General features: G+C 29.9%; 17 protein-coding genes. 14 read left to right on the forward strand and 3 right to left on the reverse strand.

All coding sequences use genetic code 11. The features are described 5' to 3' along the window. The first annotated feature begins 18 nt into the window (after positions 1–18). The 12 genes from CLLI_RS05575 to gatB all read left to right on the forward strand — a co-directional run bounded on the left by CLLI_RS05575 (position 19) and on the right by gatB (position 14762). Positions 19–669: a lytic transglycosylase domain-containing protein gene (locus tag CLLI_RS05575; protein WP_106063245.1), complete on the forward strand. Its 651-nt coding sequence runs from the start codon at positions 19–21 to the stop codon at positions 667–669. Between the two features lie 103 nt (positions 670–772). Then, a complete protein-coding gene (locus CLLI_RS05580; RefSeq protein WP_106063246.1) occupies positions 773–1525 on the forward strand; it encodes a pseudouridine synthase in 753 nt (250 codons plus the stop codon). Positions 1526–1820: 295 nt separating this feature from the next. Beyond that, positions 1821–2153 carry a YerC/YecD family TrpR-related protein gene (locus tag CLLI_RS05585; protein ID WP_106063247.1) on the forward strand — a complete coding sequence of 111 codons (333 nt, stop codon included), beginning with the start codon at positions 1821–1823 and terminating at the stop codon, positions 2151–2153. Between the two features lie 232 nt (positions 2154–2385). Then, positions 2386–3708, forward strand: coding sequence for a M20 family metallo-hydrolase (locus CLLI_RS05590; RefSeq protein WP_106063248.1), 1323 nt, complete (start codon positions 2386–2388; stop codon positions 3706–3708). Between the two features lie 64 nt (positions 3709–3772). After that, positions 3773–5296 carry an AbgT family transporter gene (locus CLLI_RS05595; RefSeq protein WP_106063249.1) on the forward strand — a complete coding sequence of 508 codons (1524 nt, stop codon included), beginning with the start codon at positions 3773–3775 and terminating at the stop codon, positions 5294–5296. A gap of 57 nt (positions 5297–5353) precedes the next feature. Then, a complete protein-coding gene (locus CLLI_RS05600) occupies positions 5354–6538 on the forward strand; it encodes a M20 family metallopeptidase (RefSeq protein WP_242975535.1) in 1185 nt (394 codons plus the stop codon). Between the two features lie 225 nt (positions 6539–6763). Then, positions 6764–8989, forward strand: a complete 2226-nt coding sequence (gene pcrA, locus CLLI_RS05605; RefSeq protein WP_106063251.1) for a DNA helicase PcrA — start codon at positions 6764–6766, stop codon at positions 8987–8989. A gap of 16 nt (positions 8990–9005) precedes the next feature. Continuing rightward, positions 9006–11024, forward strand: a complete 2019-nt coding sequence (gene ligA, locus CLLI_RS05610; protein ID WP_106063252.1) for an NAD-dependent DNA ligase LigA — start codon at positions 9006–9008, stop codon at positions 11022–11024. Between the two features lie 35 nt (positions 11025–11059). After that, positions 11060–11332, forward strand: coding sequence for a hypothetical protein (locus CLLI_RS05615; protein ID WP_106063253.1), 273 nt, complete (start codon positions 11060–11062; stop codon positions 11330–11332). Between the two features lie 202 nt (positions 11333–11534). Continuing rightward, positions 11535–11825 carry an Asp-tRNA(Asn)/Glu-tRNA(Gln) amidotransferase subunit GatC gene (gene gatC / locus CLLI_RS05620; RefSeq protein ID WP_106063254.1) on the forward strand — a complete coding sequence of 97 codons (291 nt, stop codon included), beginning with the start codon at positions 11535–11537 and terminating at the stop codon, positions 11823–11825. Between the two features lie 19 nt (positions 11826–11844). Next, on the forward strand, positions 11845–13302 hold the full coding sequence (gene gatA / locus CLLI_RS05625) for an Asp-tRNA(Asn)/Glu-tRNA(Gln) amidotransferase subunit GatA (protein ID WP_106063255.1): 1458 nt from the start codon (positions 11845–11847) through the stop codon (positions 13300–13302). Positions 13303–13331: 29 nt separating this feature from the next. Then, on the forward strand, positions 13332–14762 hold the full coding sequence (gene gatB, locus CLLI_RS05630; protein ID WP_106063256.1) for an Asp-tRNA(Asn)/Glu-tRNA(Gln) amidotransferase subunit GatB: 1431 nt from the start codon (positions 13332–13334) through the stop codon (positions 14760–14762). Positions 14763–14801: 39 nt separating this feature from the next. Here the strand turns inward: gatB and CLLI_RS05635 are convergent, their stop codons facing one another. Next, entirely contained in the window at positions 14802–15023 is a 222-nt protein-coding gene (locus CLLI_RS05635) for a hypothetical protein (protein WP_106063257.1), read from the reverse strand. A 144-nt stretch (positions 15024–15167) separates the two neighbouring features. Here CLLI_RS05635 and CLLI_RS05640 point away from each other — a divergent pair, with 144 nt between their 5' ends. Both CLLI_RS05640 and CLLI_RS05645 read left to right on the forward strand, forming a co-directional pair. Beyond that, the gene (locus tag CLLI_RS05640) at positions 15168–15647 is read left to right on the forward strand and encodes a hypothetical protein (protein WP_106063258.1); all 480 of its coding nucleotides are present in this window, start codon (positions 15168–15170) and stop codon (positions 15645–15647) included. A 90-nt stretch (positions 15648–15737) separates the two neighbouring features. Beyond that, positions 15738–17264: a peptide ABC transporter substrate-binding protein gene (locus CLLI_RS05645; protein WP_106063259.1), complete on the forward strand. Its 1527-nt coding sequence runs from the start codon at positions 15738–15740 to the stop codon at positions 17262–17264. 16 nt (positions 17265–17280) lie between these two features. Here the strand turns inward: CLLI_RS05645 and CLLI_RS05650 are convergent, their stop codons facing one another. After that, positions 17281–17439 (reverse strand): hydroxymyristoyl-ACP dehydratase, encoded by a 159-nt coding sequence (locus CLLI_RS05650; RefSeq protein ID WP_106063260.1) that lies wholly within the window; start codon positions 17437–17439, stop codon positions 17281–17283. A 114-nt stretch (positions 17440–17553) separates the two neighbouring features. Further along, positions 17554–18939 (reverse strand): hypothetical protein, encoded by a 1386-nt coding sequence (locus CLLI_RS05655; RefSeq protein WP_106063261.1) that lies wholly within the window; start codon positions 18937–18939, stop codon positions 17554–17556. Between the last annotated feature and the right edge of the window lie 233 nt (positions 18940–19172).

The raw sequence follows: 19172 nt of genomic DNA on the forward strand, positions 1-19172 counted from the left end.
ACTTGGTGGTGAAATTATATGAAAATAGATGATAACAAAAGAATAGAAGGATTTCTTCAAATGCAATTATTGCGGCAGGTATTAAAGAATACAATAGAGGATTCTCCTTCCTTTGATTTAGTTTTGGAAAGCGTAACTAATGCTATGGCAGATAAAAATGGTGGTTTAAATGGAATAAATTTAGGTAGCATAGATTTAAAAGATTTAGGTTATGGCGGAGGAACAAAATTAGTGTCTGATGTAAGAAGTACCTCATCAAATGTAAAAAGTAATAATCCTAAGTTAGATGAAATAGTGGAAAATGTATCTAGAAAATTTGGCGTAGATAAGGATTTGATTATATCAGTAATAAAACAGGAATCCTCTTTTCAACCTAACTGTGTTTCAGAAGCTGGTGCTATGGGACTTATGCAGCTTATGCCAAGTACAGCTAAAGAAATGGGAGTTAATAATCCCTTTGATATGGAAGAAAATATAAATGGGGGAACAAAATATTTAAAAGGATTATTAGATATGTATGGTAATTCAAAAGAATTAGCCTTAGCTGCTTACAATGCGGGGCCAGGGACTTTACAAAATAGAGGTGTTAAGAATACTTCAGATATAGGAAAACTGCCCTACGAAACTAAAAATTATGTAAAAAAGGTAATGAAAAATTATGGTAAATAAACAGTCGGAAGGCTGTTTATTTTTTTAAGTAGCTTTTGGTGGTATATAAATGATATATTATCATTATAATAAAAATATTAATGTATTATGGAGGTAATAATCTGTGGAGAGATTAGACAAAGTTTTAGCTAATTTAGGATATGGAACAAGGAAAGAAGTAAAGGCGTTAGTTAAAAGTGGTGCGGTGGAAGTAAATGGAGCATTGGTTAAGGATTCCGGAATGAATATTGATCCAGAAAAAAATCAAATAAAGGTCCATGGAGAAGAAATAAAATACAGAAAATACATATATTTAATCATGAATAAACCTGAGGGAGTTGTATCTGCAACCTTTGATAATTATGATGAAACAGTTATAGATTTATTAGATCCAGAATATCAAGTGTTTAATCCATTCCCAGTAGGAAGATTGGATAAGGATACTGTTGGATTACTATTAATAACAAATGATGGAGAGCTAAATCATAAACTTATATCCCCTAAATGGCATGTAGATAAAATATATTATGCAGAAATAGATAAAGTTGTAAATGAAAGAGATATTAAGGCCTTTGAAAGCGGAATTGTATTAGATGATGATTATAAGTGTATGCCAGGAAAACTTCAAATAATTGAAGCTGATGGAAATGGATCAAAAGTTTATGTAACTATACAAGAAGGAAAATTTCATCAAGTTAAAAGAATGTTTGAAGCTTTGGACAAAAAGGTGGTATACCTTAAAAGAGTTAAGTTCGGTGATATAGATTTAGATGAGGCATTGGAAGAAGGAGAATATAGAGAGTTAACAGAAGAAGAATTAAATAAATTAAAAGATGCACAATGTAACAATTGGAAAGACAATATGAATAAGGTATGAATAAAATATGAATTATTTCAAGCACATTAATAAAAACTTTACAATTTAATTTGCAAATAGCCCTTGAAGTTTTAATACATTTTTTATATAATAATAATGCAAGAATAAATAAAAGAATGAATAGCCCCCTTTTATTTATTGAACAACCCATGCCCCAATGGGTTGTTTTACTTTTTTGAAAAAGTTTAAAAACTTACAAAGAATTGTAGTTTCTATATGGATTAATAGTAATAATAATGTTAGAATTTAAATTAAGAATTATTTATTATTATTTTTTAGTGAGGAGCTGAATCATATGAGTGACTATAGGTCTAAAGTACAAAGCAAAGAAATGGATTTTTTATGTGAGGCTGTGTTGACTTTAGAGACCAAGGAAGAGTGCTATAGATTTTTTGATGATATTTGTACTATAAATGAAATACAGGCTTTGGAACAGAGAATGAAAGTAGCAAAAATGCTAAATGAAAAGAGAACTTATCAAGATATATCAAGCACAACAGGAGCAAGCACAGCTACAATAAGCAGAGTAAATAGATGCTTAAACTATGGTAGTGATGGATATAATATAGTGCTTAAAAGGTTAGAAAATAAAATTGATGAACAGGATGAAGAAAATAAGGAATTATAGAATATTAGCAAGATTTATTTCATAAACTTAATTAAGTAAACGTTTAATATGTAAAAAGAGGTGATATGAATATTACCTCTTTTTTGTGCATATATAATTAATTAATATGGAATGAATTTTTAAAATATTTTGGATAATTGCTTAAAATAAAGAAGGAATTTAAAATTTATTGAAGAATTCTATAGATTAAGAGTACATTAATAGGTACTCGAGTATAAAAGGAGGTTTTAACATGGAAGCTGACTATGAAAATATAAGCAAATTTATTGATAAGCTAGAAAGTGAGATGGTGTCTCTTCGCAGAGATTTTCATAAATACCCAGAATCCGGTTGGACTGAATTTAGAACAGCATCTAAAATAGCCAATTATCTAGAAAACTTAGGCTTAGAAATAAGATTAGGTGAAGAAATATTGGATAAAAAGTCCATGATGGGGCTACCTTCTAAAGAAGAATTGGAAAGACATATAGAAAGAGCTTTAAATCAAGGTGGAGTTGAAAAGTACATTGATAAGATGCATGGAGGATTTACTGGGGTAGTAGGTATATTGGATACCAAAGTGCCAGGGCCAACAACTGCTTTTAGATTTGATATTGATGCTAATGATGGTATTGAGAATTGTTCATTAGATCATAGACCCGCAAAGGAAGGGTTCCTTTCAGTGAATAATGGAGCAATGCATTCCTGTGGCCATGATGGTCATGCTGCTATTGGATTGATATTAGCTAAGGTATTAAAGAATATTGAAAAACAGTTAATTGGTAAAATTATTTTTATTTTCCAACCAGCAGAGGAGGGAGTAAGAGGAGCTTACGCTATGGTAAATAGCGGACTTCTTGATAATGTAAATTACTTTTTAACTGGACATATAGGTTTTGCATCAAATAAATTGGGGCAAATAGTATGCAATACTGATGGATTTTTGTCCACAACAAAATTTGATGTAAGTTTCAAAGGAAAAAGTTCTCATGCTGGAGCATCGCCTCAAAATGGGAAAAATGCATTACTAGGGGCTGCTACGGCAGTTTTGAATCTTCACACTTTATGCCAGCATGAAGAAGGGGCAGTTAGAATAAACGTAGGAGTTTTAAATGCAGGTACAGGAAGAAATGTAGTGCCTGAATATGCAGATATGAAATTAGAAACCAGAGGAGAAAGTAATAATTTAAATCAATATGTAACCGACAGGGCTATGGACATTATAAAGGGTGCTGCCATTATGTATGATTTAGACTACAATGTGAAAATAGTGGGAAAGGCACAAAAGGGTAAAAGTGATGAGGAACTTTCAAAGCTAGTTGCAGAACAAGCTAAGAGAATAGATGAAATTCATGAAATAGTAGAACATGCTAAACTTACTGGTTCGGAGGATGCCACTTATATGATGAATAGGGTTCAAGAAAATGGAGGAAAAGCAGTTTACCTTATGTTTGGAACAAAGAGAACAGCAGATCATCATAATAGTTCTTTTGATTTTGATGAGAGAGTTTTAAAAATTGCTGTAAAGGTATACGCATTTTCTGCTATAAAGATAAATGGAAGGGGGGAAATATAAGGGAAATTTTATATTGTATCTTGAGCCTTATAAATAAATTTATTTTTGCATTGGGGGGTTAAAAATGAATACTGAAAAAAATATTAGCGATAAGAAAAAAACTGGTGGATTTCTAGGCTGGGTAGAAAGAGTTGGAAATAAAATTCCTCACCCATTTATATTGTTCTTATGGTTAATAGTTATAGTATGGGCTGCATCTCTAATATGTGCTTTAGCTGGTGTTAGTGTAAAGAATCCTGTAGATGGTAAAATAGTAGCAGTAAAAAGTTTATTATCAGCAGAAGGAATTAGATATATGCTAGAGAGCATGATTAAAAACTTTACAGGGTTTGCTCCCTTAGGGTTAGTTCTTACTATGACACTTGGTATAGGACTTGCTGAACATGTAGGGTTTATATCTGCTCTTATGAAGGATACAATACTTGGAGCCTCTCCTAAAGTAGTTACCTTTGCTGTAATGCTTATTGGTATTTGTGGTAATATAGCTTCCGATGCGGCTATAGTTATAGTTCCAGCCATTGCCGCAGCCATATTTGCATCTATGGGAAGACATCCATTAGCAGGTATAGCCATAGGATACGCTTCAACTACAGCAGGATTTAGTGCAAATCTATTTATTGCAGGAACTGATGCATTACTTGCTGGTATTACTACAGAAGCAATTCATATTGTTGATAAGAATGCTTCGGTAACTCCGGTTTGCAATTGGTACTTTATGGCAGCATCAACCTTTATTTTAGCTATTGTAGGTACTCTTATAACTGAAAAAATAATAGAGCCAAGATTAGGCACTTATCATGGTAAAAAAGAAATTACAAATGATGAGATTACTCCGGAAGAAAAAAGAGGACTTAAAAAAGCTGGAATTGGCGCACTTATATATACAGCTATAATAGTAGGAATATTAATTCCTAAAAACAGTTTTTTAAGAAATCCTAAAACCCATTCTTTAATACCATCACCATTCTTAAATTCAATAATTCCTCTTTTATTAATATTGTTTATAATTGTTTCCTGTATTTACGGTAAAGAAGTTGGAAAGATACAAAAGGCTGCAGATGTCCCTAAGTATATGACCCTTGCAATAAAAGATATGGCATCATATATAGTGCTGGTATTTGTAATTGGACAGTTTATAGCATATTTTAATTGGAGCAATTTAGGCTATGTTATAGCTGTAAATGGAGCCAATGCTTTAAAATCAGCTAATCTCACAGGAATACCATTATTCATATTATTTATATTATTGGTTGCATTTATAAATCTATTTATAGGCAGTGGTTCTGCAAAATGGTCACTACTTGCTCCTATTTTTGTTCCTATGTTTGCTATGCTAGGATATAATCCAGCATTAACTCAAATGCTTTATAGAATAGGAGATTCTACTACAAATATTATTTCTCCGCTATTCCCATATTTCCCTATAATTATAGGATTGGCAAATGAATATGATGAAGATGCGGGAGTGGGAACTATTCTATCCTTAATGATACCTTATACTTTAATAATGCTGGCAACTTGGATTGTATTTGCCATGATTTGGTTTGGCATAGGTTTACCACTAGGACCTGGTGCACCAATAAGATAAAATGTTATAAAGCCGATTGGGCAAATGTCCAGTTGGCAAATTATAGGGGGGATTAATATGTTTAATGAAAAAATTGAAGAGTTAATAAATAAGGAATTAGATTTAATAATTAGTGTAAGAAGAGATATACATGCTCATCCAGAGTTAGGAATGAATGAGCATAGAACTGCTAAAGTGGTCTATGATAATCTTCAAAATTTAGGCTTAAAAATAGAAACAGGCGTGGGAAAAACTGGAGTTGTGGCGCTGCTAGAAGGAAAAAATCCAGGGAAAACCCTATTGTTAAGAGGGGATATGGATGCACTTCCTATGGATGAACTTACAGATTTACCTTTCAAATCTCAAAATAAAGGAGTTATGCATGCTTGCGGCCATGATATGCATACTTCTATTCTGCTAGGCACAGCTAGGGTATTATCACAAATGAAGGAATATATAAATGGAAATATTAAGTTTGTATTCCAACCAGCAGAGGAATGTAGTCCTACTGGCGGGGCAAATTATATGATTGAAGATGGAGTATTAACAAATCCTAAAGTAGATGGAGCAGTAGCACTCCATGTATGGGATTTACCTTTAGGTAAGATAGGATTAAAACCAGGACCTATGATGGCTCAATCAGATAGGATATTTATAAAGATTAAAGGTAAAAGTGCTCATGGTTCAGCACCTCAGCTAGGAGCGGATGCTATTGTAGCAGCAGGACATGTAATTACGGCATTACAGACCATAGTTAGTAGAAATATAAGCCCAATGGATAGTGCTGTGGTTACTCTTGGTATAATAAAAGGCGGATATAGGTATAATGTAATAGCAGATGAGGTAAATATTGAAGGTACTGTAAGAACTTTTGATCCTCATGTGGCAGAAATTATGCCGATAAGAATAGAAGGGATTATCAAGAATGTTTGTTATGCTTTAGGCTGTGATTATGAATTCCAATATGTAAACGGTTATCCTCTCACTTATAATGATGAAAAGCTAACATCCTTAGTAATGGAAGGATTAAAACAAACTATTGGGAATGAAAATATTATTATTCCAGACAAACCGGCCACAGGAGCTGAGGATTTTTCATTCTTTAATAAACATGTACCATGTACTTTTATGTGGTTAGGCTGTAAATCAGATATAAATGAAAATTGTTGTGTGATTCATAATCCGAATTTTATATGTGATGAAAGAGCTATACCTGTTGGAATAAAAGCTTTATGCGGGGTAGCAATGGAATTCTTAAAATAGAGTGCTTTATTATATCTTAATTTTACAGAATATTAATATTTTATTAATATTATAAGTGTAAAATAGTATATAAAAATAAGAGGATTGGTTTAGGATACAAACCAATCTTTTTCAGTAGAAGGAAAAATAAAATTAAAGATGATTAAAGGGTAACTAAAATGTTATAATATTAAACAGGTTGATTAATATTATAAGGCCATTAGCAAAATCAGGGAGTGAATATATATGGATTTAAAAAAGTTATTAAATAAGGAACAGTATGAGGCTGTTATTACCATTGAGGGCCCTTTACTCATATTAGCGGGCGCAGGCTCTGGAAAGACTAGGGTTCTTACTTATAGAATAGCCAATTTAATAAAAAACTTAAATGTTTATCCTTCTCAAATATTAGCAATCACCTTTACAAATAAAGCAGCCGGTGAAATGAAGGAAAGAGTAAGAAATATAGTAGGAAATGAAGCAGATAACATGTGGATATCCACATTTCATTCAAGCTGTGTAAAAATATTAAGAAGAGAAGCAGAAAAACTTGGATATAATAGAAATTTTGCTATTTATGACAGTTATGATCAGAAGACTTTAGTAAAGGAATGTATAAAAGAACTCAATATTAATGATAAAGATTTTGATGAAAGATATGTGTTAAATAAAATAGGAGAAGCAAAAGATAATTTAATTTCACCAGAAGAATTTAAGAAAAAAAATGAAAATAATTTTAAATTAAATAAGGTAGCAGATTTATATCTATTATATCAGAAAAAGTTGAAGAATAGTAATGCTTTGGATTTTGATGATTTAATATACAAAGCTGTAGAATTATTTAAAAAGAATCCAGAAATTTTGGAGTTTTATCAGAGAAAATTTAAGTATATAATGGTAGATGAGTATCAAGATACAAATAAATCACAATATGAACTTATTAGGTTATTAGCAGAGGCTAATAAGAATATATGCGTAGTAGGAGACGATGATCAGTGCATATATGCTTGGAGAGGGGCAGATATAAGAAATATTTTAGATTTTGAAAAAGATTATCCAAATGCAAAGGTTATAAAGCTAGAGGAAAACTATAGATCAAAAGCTAATATATTAAATGCTGCAAATGAAGTTATAAAAAATAATTGTAATAGAAAAAATAAGGTGCTAAGAACAAGTAATGGCAGTGGTGAAAAAATAAAAATATACAGAGCTTATTCAGATGTAGATGAGTCACAATTTATAGCTTCTGAAATTAAAAAAATAATTAAAGAAGAGGATAAAAGTTATAAGGATTTTGCAATACTTTATAGAACTAATGCTCAATCCCGTGTTTTTGAGGAAGCCTTTATGAGAAATAATATTCCTTATAAAATAATTGGGGGATTAAAATTCTATGATAGAAAAGAAATAAAAGACATAATGGCCTATTTAAAACTTATAAATAATCCTCTCGATGATATAAGTTTAAAAAGAATTATTAATGTGCCAAAAAGGGGCATAGGGGATAGTACCATGGATAAAATACAAGAGTTTGCTTTATCAATGGAAGAATGTGTATATAGCGGTCTGCTGGATGTGGATAGTATTGGGCTGTCTACAAGAGCAACTTCCTCTATTAATAAATTTGTGAGTTTAATAAATAGTTTTATTAGAAAAAAAGATGAAGTTAATGTATCCAAACTTATTGATGAAATACTTCAATCTACCGGGTATATGGCGGAGTTACAAAAGACAAATAATATAGAGGATTTAACTAGAATAGAAAATTTAAAGGAATTAGTTTCGGCAGCTGTGGATTTTGAATCCTATTCTGAGGATAAAAGTCTTTCTGCATTTTTGGAACAAGTAACTTTGGTTTCAGATATAGATAATTTTGATGAAGAGGCAGATACTGTAGCGTTGATGACAGTACATAGTGCTAAAGGGCTAGAGTTCCCAGTGGTATTTATGGTAGGTATGGAGAATGGAGTTTTTCCTGGGACACAATCTTTAGATAATGATGAAGAAATGGAAGAATCTCGAAGACTTTGCTATGTAGGTATAACTAGAGCAAAGGAAAAATTATATATGACTTCTGCAGAAAGAAGAATTATATTTGGAAGAACTGTAGCTTATGCTCAATCATGTTTTATTGATGAGATTTCACCAGAATTAAAGGAATTTGTAAGAGAAGGCAGAAAAAATTTAAATAGAGATAATTTTTATAGAAAGGACAGTGTATATTTAGATAAGCAATATTCACATTCTAATGCTATAGCTGTAGGCAATGGTAGTGAAAAAAAGCATTGCCATAATAATAAATTAACCTTGGAACAAGCTACTCCAGGGAAAAAAGTAAAGCATAGTAAGTTTGGAATAGGGACTATAGTTAGTGCCATTCAAAATGGTGATGATATAAAATTAACTGTAGCTTTTGATAAAATGGGCGTTAAAATACTCATGCTCAGCGTAGCTCCTTTAGAAGCTGTTTAGGGGAGGTTTAATAAAATTGTATGTTGAACAAAAAAAAGAAAGAATACATGAATTAATAGAGGAATTAATAGAAGAATTAAACAAATATGCTTATGAATATTATGTTTTAGATAATCCTTCAATATCTGACAAGGAATATGATAAAAAGTATGATGAATTGTTAAGATTGGAAAAGGAAACAGCATATATATTACCTTATTCTCCTACCCAAAGGGTGGGAGATAAGGTGTTGTCTGAATTTCAGAAGTATGTACATAAAGGAAGACTTTGGAGCTTAGATAAAGCTCAAAGTATTGAAATCTTGAGAGAGTGGCATAATAGAAATGAAAAGATAATACAGCAATATAATGACACTCATGAAGATCAACTTCCTAAAATATCCTATATTATAACAAAAAAGTTTGATGGGTTAACAATAAATTGCACCTATGATGAAAGCGGAGTTTTGACAAAGGCTGCTACTAGAGGTACTGGATTAATAGGTGAGGACATAACTCAGCAAGCTAAAACAATAAAATCCTTACCTCTAAAGATAAAAAATAGCCATTTTATTGAGGTTCACGGTGAAGCCATAATGACAAAAAAAGCTTTTCAGGAATATAATAAAACAACAGATATACCATTAAAGAATTTAAGGAATGGTGCAGCAGGGGCCCTTAGAAATTTAAACGTAAAGGAAACTGCCAGAAGAAACCTATCAGCATTCTTCTATGATGTTGGTTATAATGAAGGGGGAGCTTTTAAAAGTTATACGGAAATGCTTAATTTTATAAAAGAAATGGGTTTCCCTGTGGATCCATATATAAAGCATTGTAGTACAGTAGAAGAAATAGAAAAGGAAATAGAATATATAAATAGTATAAGAAATGATTTAGATTATGATATAGATGGTATTGTTATAGCAATAGATGATATGAAAACAAGGGATATTTTAGGATACACAATTAAATTTCCTAAATGGGCTATTGCTTATAAGTTTGAAGCAGAAGAAGCTACTACCACACTTTTGGATGTGGAATGGAATGTAGGCAGGAGTGGAAGGGTAACACCTACGGCTATTTTAGAACCTATTGAGTTTGCTGGAGTCACTGTAAAGAGGGCTACCTTAAACAATATGGACGATATAAATAGGAAAGGTGTAAAAATAGGAAGTCAAGTATTTATAAGGCGCTCAAATGATGTAATACCAGAGATAATAGGGGTCGTAGAGGAAAGCCTAGAAAATAGTAAAGAAATAGAAGTACCTAAATATTGCCCATACTGTGGCAGTGAGCTTATACAGCAAGGAGTTCACTATTTTTGTGAAAATACTTTATCCTGTAAACCTCAAATGGTTAAGAGTATAGTACATTTTGCTAGCAGAGAAGGAATGAATATAGAAGGGTTTAGCGAAAAGACTGCAGAACAATTTTTTGAAAAATTGAATATTAAGTCTATACCAGATCTATATAGGATAGAAAAAGAAGATTTATTGACCTTAGAAAAGTTTGGTGAAAAGAAAGCCAGTAATATTATTAATGCTATAGAAAAAAGTAAAACACCAGAATTATCCTCATTTATTTATGCATTGGGAATACCAAATGTAGGGAAGAAAACTGCTAAGGATTTAGTTAAACACTTTAGAAGTTTAGAAGGTATCCAAAGGTCTACATTTGATGAATTACTATCCATAAAGGATGTTGGTGAAATAGTAGCAAAAAGTATTATAGAATTTTTCAGACAGGAAAAAATAATAAAAAGTATGAATGAATTATTAGAACTTGGTATTACACCTGTAGTTGATAACTTAGAGGTAAAAGAAGAAAGTCCATTTATGAATAAGACCGTGGTTATAACAGGTTCATTACATAACTATACTAGAACAGATATAAAAGAGAAATTAGAATCTCTAGGGGCAAAAGTTTCCAGCAGCGTAAGTAAAAAAACAGATTTTGTACTAGTAGGTGAAGAACCTGGTTCAAAGTTTGACAAAGCTATGGAATTAGGTGTGAAAATTATAAATGAAGAAGAACTTGAACAGTTAACTAAAGGTTAAATTCCAATGGGAAGGTAGAATTGGAGGAGTTTATCATGCGAAAAACCATAGGAGTATTAGGATGGTGTACAGTATTTATAACTACTATAGCATTAATATTGACATTGCTTACCACTTGTCAATTTATCTATATTAAATACTTTAATAGTTATCTTACCTTGCAGTGGTGCATTTTCTTCACTATGATTGTATGGGCTATAAAACTAATAGACTTAAAAAGCAATATAAATAATAAAATAGTATATCCTGTATTATGTATGATTTTTGCAGTAGGTACAATGTTTTTTATATTTATGGGAGTATATTAAAGGGTAAAAGATATCAATGTGCATCAAAGGCTATTGATATCTTTTTATATGATTTTAAGTATATAAAAAATAATTTTTATGATACAATATAGGTGTTATTCACAAAATAGTATAACTTTATAATATTAAGTTTAAAATTATTGTATTAGTTAACATTTACTAATATATTATTTATTTTATAAAGAAAGTGAGGGAATAAAGTATGGCAGTTTCAAAAAAGGATGTAGAATATGTTGCTGAACTAGCTAGAATAGAATTAATGGAAGATGAAAAAGAGGGAATGATAGAGGACTTAAATAAAGTGTTAACTTATATGGATAAGTTAAATGAGCTAGATACAGATAATGTTGATATAATAGTTAATCCATACTATATTGAAAATAAATTTAGGGAAGATGAAGTAGAAGAATCAATGCAATTAAGTGACATAATGGAGAATGCACCAGAGAAACTTGAAGAATATATATTAGTTCCAACAATAATAGAAGGCTAGTTAGGAGGTATTATACATAATGGAGTTATATAACCTTACAGCTCATGAGCTGAAAGATATGATTAAAAAGAAAGAAGTAAAGGTTGAAGAAGTTGCCAGAAACTATGTAAATAGAATAGAGAAATTAGATCCAAAATTAGGAGCATTTTTATATACTGGAAAAGAAGAAGCTTTAACAATGGCAAAAAAAGCAGATGAAAAAATTGCATCAGGTGAGGAATTAAAGGGTTTAGGCGGAGTTCCAGTATCAATAAAAGATAATATAAGTGTAGCTGGTATGCAAAATACTTGTGCTTCAAAGATGCTAGAGGGATATACTGCGCCTTATGATGCTCATGTTGTGCAAAGAATAAAAGAGGAAGACGGTATAATTTTAGGCAAGCTAAATATGGATGAATTTGCAATGGGCTCTTCTACTGAAAATAGTGCTTATAAATTAACAAGAAATCCATGGAATACAGAGAGAGTTCCAGGAGGGTCTTCAGGTGGCTCAGCAGTTTCAGTAGCAGCATTAGAAACACCATTATCCCTTGGAACAGATACAGGTGGATCAGTAAGACAGCCAGCAGCTCTCTGTGGTGTTGTAGGACTTAAACCAACCTATGGAAGAATATCAAGATATGGGGCAGTGGCTTTCGGCTCTACTTTAGATCAGGTAGGGGTTCTTTCAAAAGATGTAGAAGATTGTGCACTTCTTACAGGGAATATTGCAGGATTAGATAGTAGGGATTTTACTACTGCTAACATACCTGTACCAGACTATAGTGCTTTTTTAAATAAAGACATAAAAGGAAAGAAAATAGGAATTCCAAAGGAATTCTTTGGAGAAGGCTTAGATAATAATGTGCGTAAAGCTGTAGAAGAAGCTATAAAAGTTTTAGAAAGCAATGGCGCAGAAGTTAAAGAATGTTCGCTACCATTAACAGACTATGCTCTAGCAGCTTACTATATTATATCTAGTGCTGAAGCATCATCAAATTTAGCTAGATTTGATGGAATAAGATATGGACATAGAACAGATAAGTATACAGATGCTGTTGATATATATTTTAAATCTAGAGATGAAGGCTTTGGAAAAGAAGTTAAGAGAAGAATAATGCTTGGAACATATGTATTATCTGCAGGATATTATGATGCATATTATAAAAAAGCTTTAAAAGTAAGAAATTTAATAAAAGGGGATTACCAAAGAACATTTAAAGAATTTGATGCCATAATATCACCAACTTCTCCAACAACGGCTTTTAAGATTGGTGAAAAGGTGGATGATGTATTGTCAATGTATTTATCCGACGTATATACTGTTCCAGTTAGTGTAGCAGGATTACCAGCCATATCTATACCATGTGGGATGGTTCATGGACTTCCAGTTGGATTGCAGGTGATAGGAAACTATTATAGGGAAGATACTCTTTTCAATTTAGCATATAGCTATGAGCAATCCACACAGTGGCATAAGATGAATCCTAATTTATAAGTTGTTGAGAAAAGGAGTGGAAAAGACAGATGGAATTTGAAGCAGTAATAGGTCTTGAAGTTCATGCAGAACTTTCTACAAAGACTAAGATATATTGTGGATGTACTACAGAATTCGGAGGCAAACCAAATACTCATGTATGTCCTATATGTTTAGGGCTTCCAGGTTCACTGCCTAAGCTAAATAAAAAGGTAGTAGACTATGGAATAAAAGCTGGTTTAGCTTTTAATTGTAAAATAAATAAAGTAAGCAGAATGGATAGAAAAAATTATTTTTATCCAGATTGCCCTAAAAATTATCAGATCACTCAGGATGAAATTCCACTTTGCAGTGATGGATATATAGAAATAGAATTACCAAATGGAGAAAAGAAAAAGATAGGTGTTGAAAGAATACATATAGAAGAGGATGCGGGAAAGCTTTTACACACTAAGGTAGGAACCTTAGTAGATTATAATAGAGCAGGTGTACCTCTTATAGAAATAGTTTCAAAACCTGACATAAGGACTACTGAAGAAGCTACATTATATTTGCAGAGATTAAAAAGTATTCTTTCATCTATAGATGTTTCTGATTGTAAAATGGAAGAGGGTTCATTAAGATGTGATGGAAATATTTCTGTTAGACCTAGTGGAAGCAATGAATTTGGAGTTAAATCTGAAATAAAAAATATGAACTCCTTTAAGGCTTTAGAGAAAGCACTTTCCTACGAATATGATAGACATATAGAAGCAATAAATAATGGAGAAAAGCTAGAACAAGAGACTAGAAGATGGGATGAAGCTAATAACGTTACTGCGCTTATGAGAAGTAAGGAAAGAGCAAATGACTATAGATATTTTCCAGAAGGAGATTTAGTTACTATAAATATATCTGATGAATGGATAGAAGAAATAAGAAAAACCATACCAGAGCTTCCTCATGAAAAAGCAGAAAGATTTGTAAAGGAATATGATATACCCAAATATGATGCAGGTGTATTAACATTAACCATGACAATGGCTAATTTCTTTGAGGAAACTGCTAAAGTTAGTGGAGATGCTAAGGCTGCATCAAATTGGCTAATGGGAGATATATCAAGATTATTAAATGAGAATGCTATGAGTGTAGAGGAGTTAAAGTTTACACCTGCACAATTAGCAGAATTAATTAAATTAATTTCATCGGGAACAATTTCAAACAACATAGGTAAAAAGGTTGTTGGAGAAATGTTTAAAACAGGAAAGTCTCCAAAATTAATAGTGGAAGAAAAAGGATTAATTCAGAATAATGACGAAGGAACTATACGTGACGTTGTAAAGAAAGTAATAGCTGATAATCCAAAATCCATAGAAGACTATAAAAATGGTAAGAAGAGAGCTATTGGTTTCTTAATAGGTATAGTAATGAAAGAAACAAAAGGGAAAGCAAACCCTCAGATAGTTAATAAACTTGTTAATGAAGAAGTTCAAAAATTTTAGCAGATAAAAGACCTTATGGAAATCCATAAGGTCTTTTATCTATACTTTGAAAACGTTTTTAGCTTTTTCTATATCATCATCCTTACATTTAATATCATTGTTTTTAGATAAGTTATAGATATGTAAATTGAGTTTTTCTAATAGATAATTTCTATATTTTAACTGATTAAATATTTGCTTTAAGGTTATAAAACTCCACACTGCAATTAAAGTTAATACACACATGGTTATTATGGCTAATATCTCTATAGCTAGGATCATATAAAATTCCCTCCATATTGCGAAAATTTCTAATATTATAATATAAGTTTAGTATATAACACAGTGCTCTATAAGTAAATGGCATAGCAATAAAAAAATATATTCAACATATAATGTAATATACTTAGTATTTCGGAGGGGGATATGGTAAACATATATAATAAAATATATTTTAAATTTAGAAAAAGAGAAGTTTGTAAAGCCAAAATTATTATGAAAAAGCTGGATTTAGGTAATATTGACAAAGGCATATCTAAAATATGTTGGAATAATGGTATAGAATATGAAGCAATATTAAAAAAACCAGAGACTCTTTTATTATTACTTAGAGGAAAGAAAGATGTTCTATTATTAAAATTTGTAAAAAAAGATATGATTTTTTTAGAGGAGTTTGAAAGCTATTTAGATGATTTATATAAATATGATGTGACTAAAGGGGTATATATAACTACTGGGGTATTTGAACAAAGAATAAGAGATAAATGCAGCTTTATACCAATGTATAAAAAAATTAAGTTAGTAGATAAATATAATTTTATAAAAGACCAGTTAGGTGTTAATGGAAAAGCTTTAGAAGTATTTAAGGAAAATAGATTTAAACTATATAAATACTTGCCAAATTAAATAAAAAGTTATTATACTTGATTAATTTTATGATGCAAGGCAATAATTATTAAGAGTCAGTAAATTATTATAGATAGTGGGAGAAATCCAATGAGAAAATTAGCCAGTATTTTTCTTGTTATAGCTTTTTTATTTAATGGTTGTGTAGAGAAAAAAACAAATGTAAATTACATTAAAAATAGGAATTATCCTATATATGGAGTAAGTGAGTTTCCTAAGGACTTAATATTACTTGATAATTTAAACATGGGATATAATGACATATTAATCTCATTATTTGAAGGGCTAGTAAAAGCGGATTCTTCTGGTAAAATAATACCGGCTTTAGCAGAAAGCTGGAATATAAATAATAACAATACAGTATATACTTTTAAAATAAGAAATAATGCAAGTTGGAATAATGGTGATAAAATAACCTCAAAAGATTTTGTAGTTTTTTTTTCTCAAATATTGAATAGTAATGTAAAAAATATATACGATTACCAGCTATTTCATATATTTGGGGCAGAAAATTATAGAAAAGGAAAAACAGATTTTAATAAGGTTGCTATTAATAGTGTTAATGATGAAACATTAGAGATAAGATTAAATACTCCATGTAATTATCTATTAGATATACTATCTAATCCAATATACTCATTGAGGAAAATAGATAACAACCTGAAAAATTGGATTATTAATTATGATAAATTGCTTTATTCTGGACCATATAGAATTAAGCATATTAAAGATGAAGAAATGGAGATTGAAAAAAACTTATTTTATTGGGATAAGGACAATGTTGTAAGCAATAGGATTATAATAGAAAATAATGAGAATAGGGAAAATTCCTTAGCTGCTTTTCAATCTTCCAAAATTGACTTCCTTGTATCACCACCTTTAAGTGAAATAAAATCCTTAAAAACTAAAAATCAGATTATGCAAATACCATCTAATTCAGGTAAAGCCTTAGCTTTTAATTTTAAAAGTGAGAAGGTTAAGGATAAGGAATTAAGAATGGCCATAAATAATTGCATAGATAGGGAAAATATATGTGGTAATATATTAGATGATACGGGTGAACTATGGAAATTTGGTATGACAGATAACAAGGGAAATGTTAATAGTAATGATATAACCAATAAAGGAAAAGCTTTTAAGGAAAATTTGAAGCTTATATGTGGCAATAGTATAGAGAATAAGAAGATAATTGAAGAAATAAAAAAAGATTTAAAAGAAAAATTAGATATAGATTTGGACATAATTTTTTATGAAGAAAATGATTTTATAAATAGGTTAAAAGAAAAAGAATATGATGTAGCACTTATAAATATCCCAAAGGAATATAAAAATTCTATATGCTGCTATGAAAAGTTTTTGCAAAATAATAGTTTTAATTTTATTAGTTACAAGAATAGCAATTATGAAAATATCATTTATAGAGCAAAAATAGAAACAAATGAAAGGAATCAAAAAGAATTATTGACAAAAGCAGAAAAAATATTAATCAATGATGTGCCCATTATACCTTTATATATTGAAAAAAATATTATATGCAAAAATGAACAAATATATAATGTGCAAACCAATTACAATGGCAATATATTATTGAGTAGGATATCCTTTAGCAATATGTAAAATAAAAGCTTCCCAGCTATATGTTCTGGGAAGCTTTTTTATTAGATTTTCTTTTTACAAAATAGGCACAATTATGCTGAAAATTAATGCTATTAGAAAATGAGGATACATTATCCAAAGTACATGTTCCATTGTTACAGTATATACAATTTTCAGAGCAATTTATGTTCATCATGATTTATACCTCCTTATAATAGAGCGTTCTTGATGAAGTATAAAATGCTTGTGCTTGTACTGATAATAATATTATATGCAAATATTATATTATTATTTTATTAAATTATTTACTTTATAGGTAACAATTATTGCATAGATATATTGTAAAGAAAAAAATAAGCATATTTTTGTTACTATAGAAGGAGGTTTTACCTTGTTTAAATTCATGTTTCCTTTCACTAAAAGTAATGTTTTTTATAAATATTGATGCTAAATTAATATTCTCAGGAGTTGGAATAGATGACATTCTAAAATCTTGTTCTTCCAACAAATCATCAGAATTTAAAGAAAAATTTTTATACCTTTCTCTATCATCTAGACTAGGAGTTTCAGGCCAACTCAATATTATGCCGGAATTTACTAATTGCTTTTTAAAAATACTAGATATAATAGGTGAAGAGTTATCTTCACATTCATTAGTATTTAAGAAGAGACACATAATATATAAACAGATTTCTGTTGGTGAAAATTTAAAAGGGTCTCTCTCGTTGTTTTTTACAATAATTCCAAGTTCGTCATTATAAAATTTTAGCAACTCTAAATATAATTTATCTACTGTATCTTTATATATAATATAACCTGTATTTTTATATGAAAGAAAAGAACTTATATAATAAATACATATATTTTCTAACTTTGTCTCAGTGATAAATGAAGCATTACTAAAAAAGTTTTCATTAATTAATTCAAATAGATCTAACATTAATATCTTAGCATTTTCATTTTTAGAATATTTGTAAAAGATATTTAATCCTAAGGAAAGTTTTAATAATTCTTCAAAAGAAAGAGCATAAAGTTCCTCTTTAAATTCTATAAACATATTCAGTATGTCAAGGGAAAAGTTTTTATACTCCACACTTTCCTTTGAATCATCTTGCAAAGAACTTTTATAAAAGGCTGCCATTAATATTGCTTGATCTGAAAACTTGAATTTATCTTCTTTTATTTCTAATTTAAGTTCATTTGATGAGGAATCGGAAATGTCAATTTTATCTACGAATACTCCCTCTTCATTTCTCATGTTAGATGCATAAAATTGAAGCTGCCTTTTAGCTAGATTAGCGTAAATTATGCTTAATGCATATTTTGAATCATCTATGTTCTTGAAAAAGTCATAGTAATCAGTAAGTTCTAATAATGATAATGTCATAAAAGCATTAGTGTCTATATTTATTTCCTTCTTTGCTTTTTCATCACTCCAATAAAGTTTATCATTTACGCTTTTTAGCTTTGGGTTGGATTTTTTGTATATACATAATAAAGGGTAAGAAGATTTTAATATATTTGTATCTAGATCAGATAGTTTTTTACTTTTTAATTCTTTTGTATTAATTATGATACCGCATTTAGAATTAAATATTATGTTTTTCATTGATTCTTTGGATAGATGGAATAGCTGATTTTTTATATTGTTCTGATTTAAACTATTTAGTCTTAGAAATGGACCTATATATTTCAAACACAACACCTACTAAAAATTAATCCTTATATAAATAATATGATACATATTTAGAAATAGTGCTATGTAATTTTTATTATAGACAATAAAATTATTCGCTAGTAAAATAAAAAATGATGACAGAATAAAAAGTTTAATTTGAAATTTTTTAATAATAAGAAATTATTCTATAATTATGGTATAATATAAATTTCCAGGCAATTTTATTGTATAATTATGTTGAAAATAAATAT

Origin of the sequence: Clostridium liquoris, assembly GCF_002995785.1 — a bacterium.
Classification (GTDB): domain Bacteria; phylum Bacillota; class Clostridia; order Clostridiales; family Clostridiaceae; genus Clostridium_AO; species Clostridium_AO liquoris.

Coding starts and splice junctions, on each gene's coding strand:
- CLLI_RS05575 (WP_106063245.1), top strand. CDS start 19: ATGAAAATAGATGATAACAAAAGAATAGAAGGATTTCTTCAAATGCAA.
- CLLI_RS05585 (WP_106063247.1), top strand. CDS start 1,821: ATGAGTGACTATAGGTCTAAAGTACAAAGCAAAGAAATGGATTTTTTA.
- CLLI_RS05590 (WP_106063248.1), top strand. CDS start 2,386: ATGGAAGCTGACTATGAAAATATAAGCAAATTTATTGATAAGCTAGAA.
- CLLI_RS05595 (WP_106063249.1), top strand. CDS start 3,773: ATGAATACTGAAAAAAATATTAGCGATAAGAAAAAAACTGGTGGATTT.
- CLLI_RS05600 (WP_242975535.1), top strand. CDS start 5,354: ATGTTTAATGAAAAAATTGAAGAGTTAATAAATAAGGAATTAGATTTA.
- pcrA (WP_106063251.1), top strand. CDS start 6,764: ATGGATTTAAAAAAGTTATTAAATAAGGAACAGTATGAGGCTGTTATT.
- CLLI_RS05615 (WP_106063253.1), top strand. CDS start 11,060: ATGCGAAAAACCATAGGAGTATTAGGATGGTGTACAGTATTTATAACT.
- gatC (WP_106063254.1), top strand. CDS start 11,535: ATGGCAGTTTCAAAAAAGGATGTAGAATATGTTGCTGAACTAGCTAGA.
- gatA (WP_106063255.1), top strand. CDS start 11,845: ATGGAGTTATATAACCTTACAGCTCATGAGCTGAAAGATATGATTAAA.
- gatB (WP_106063256.1), top strand. CDS start 13,332: ATGGAATTTGAAGCAGTAATAGGTCTTGAAGTTCATGCAGAACTTTCT.
- CLLI_RS05635 (WP_106063257.1), bottom strand. CDS start 15,023: ATGATCCTAGCTATAGAGATATTAGCCATAATAACCATGTGTGTATTA.
- CLLI_RS05640 (WP_106063258.1), top strand. CDS start 15,168: ATGGTAAACATATATAATAAAATATATTTTAAATTTAGAAAAAGAGAA.
- CLLI_RS05645 (WP_106063259.1), top strand. CDS start 15,738: ATGAGAAAATTAGCCAGTATTTTTCTTGTTATAGCTTTTTTATTTAAT.
- CLLI_RS05650 (WP_106063260.1), bottom strand. CDS start 17,439: ATGATGAACATAAATTGCTCTGAAAATTGTATATACTGTAACAATGGA.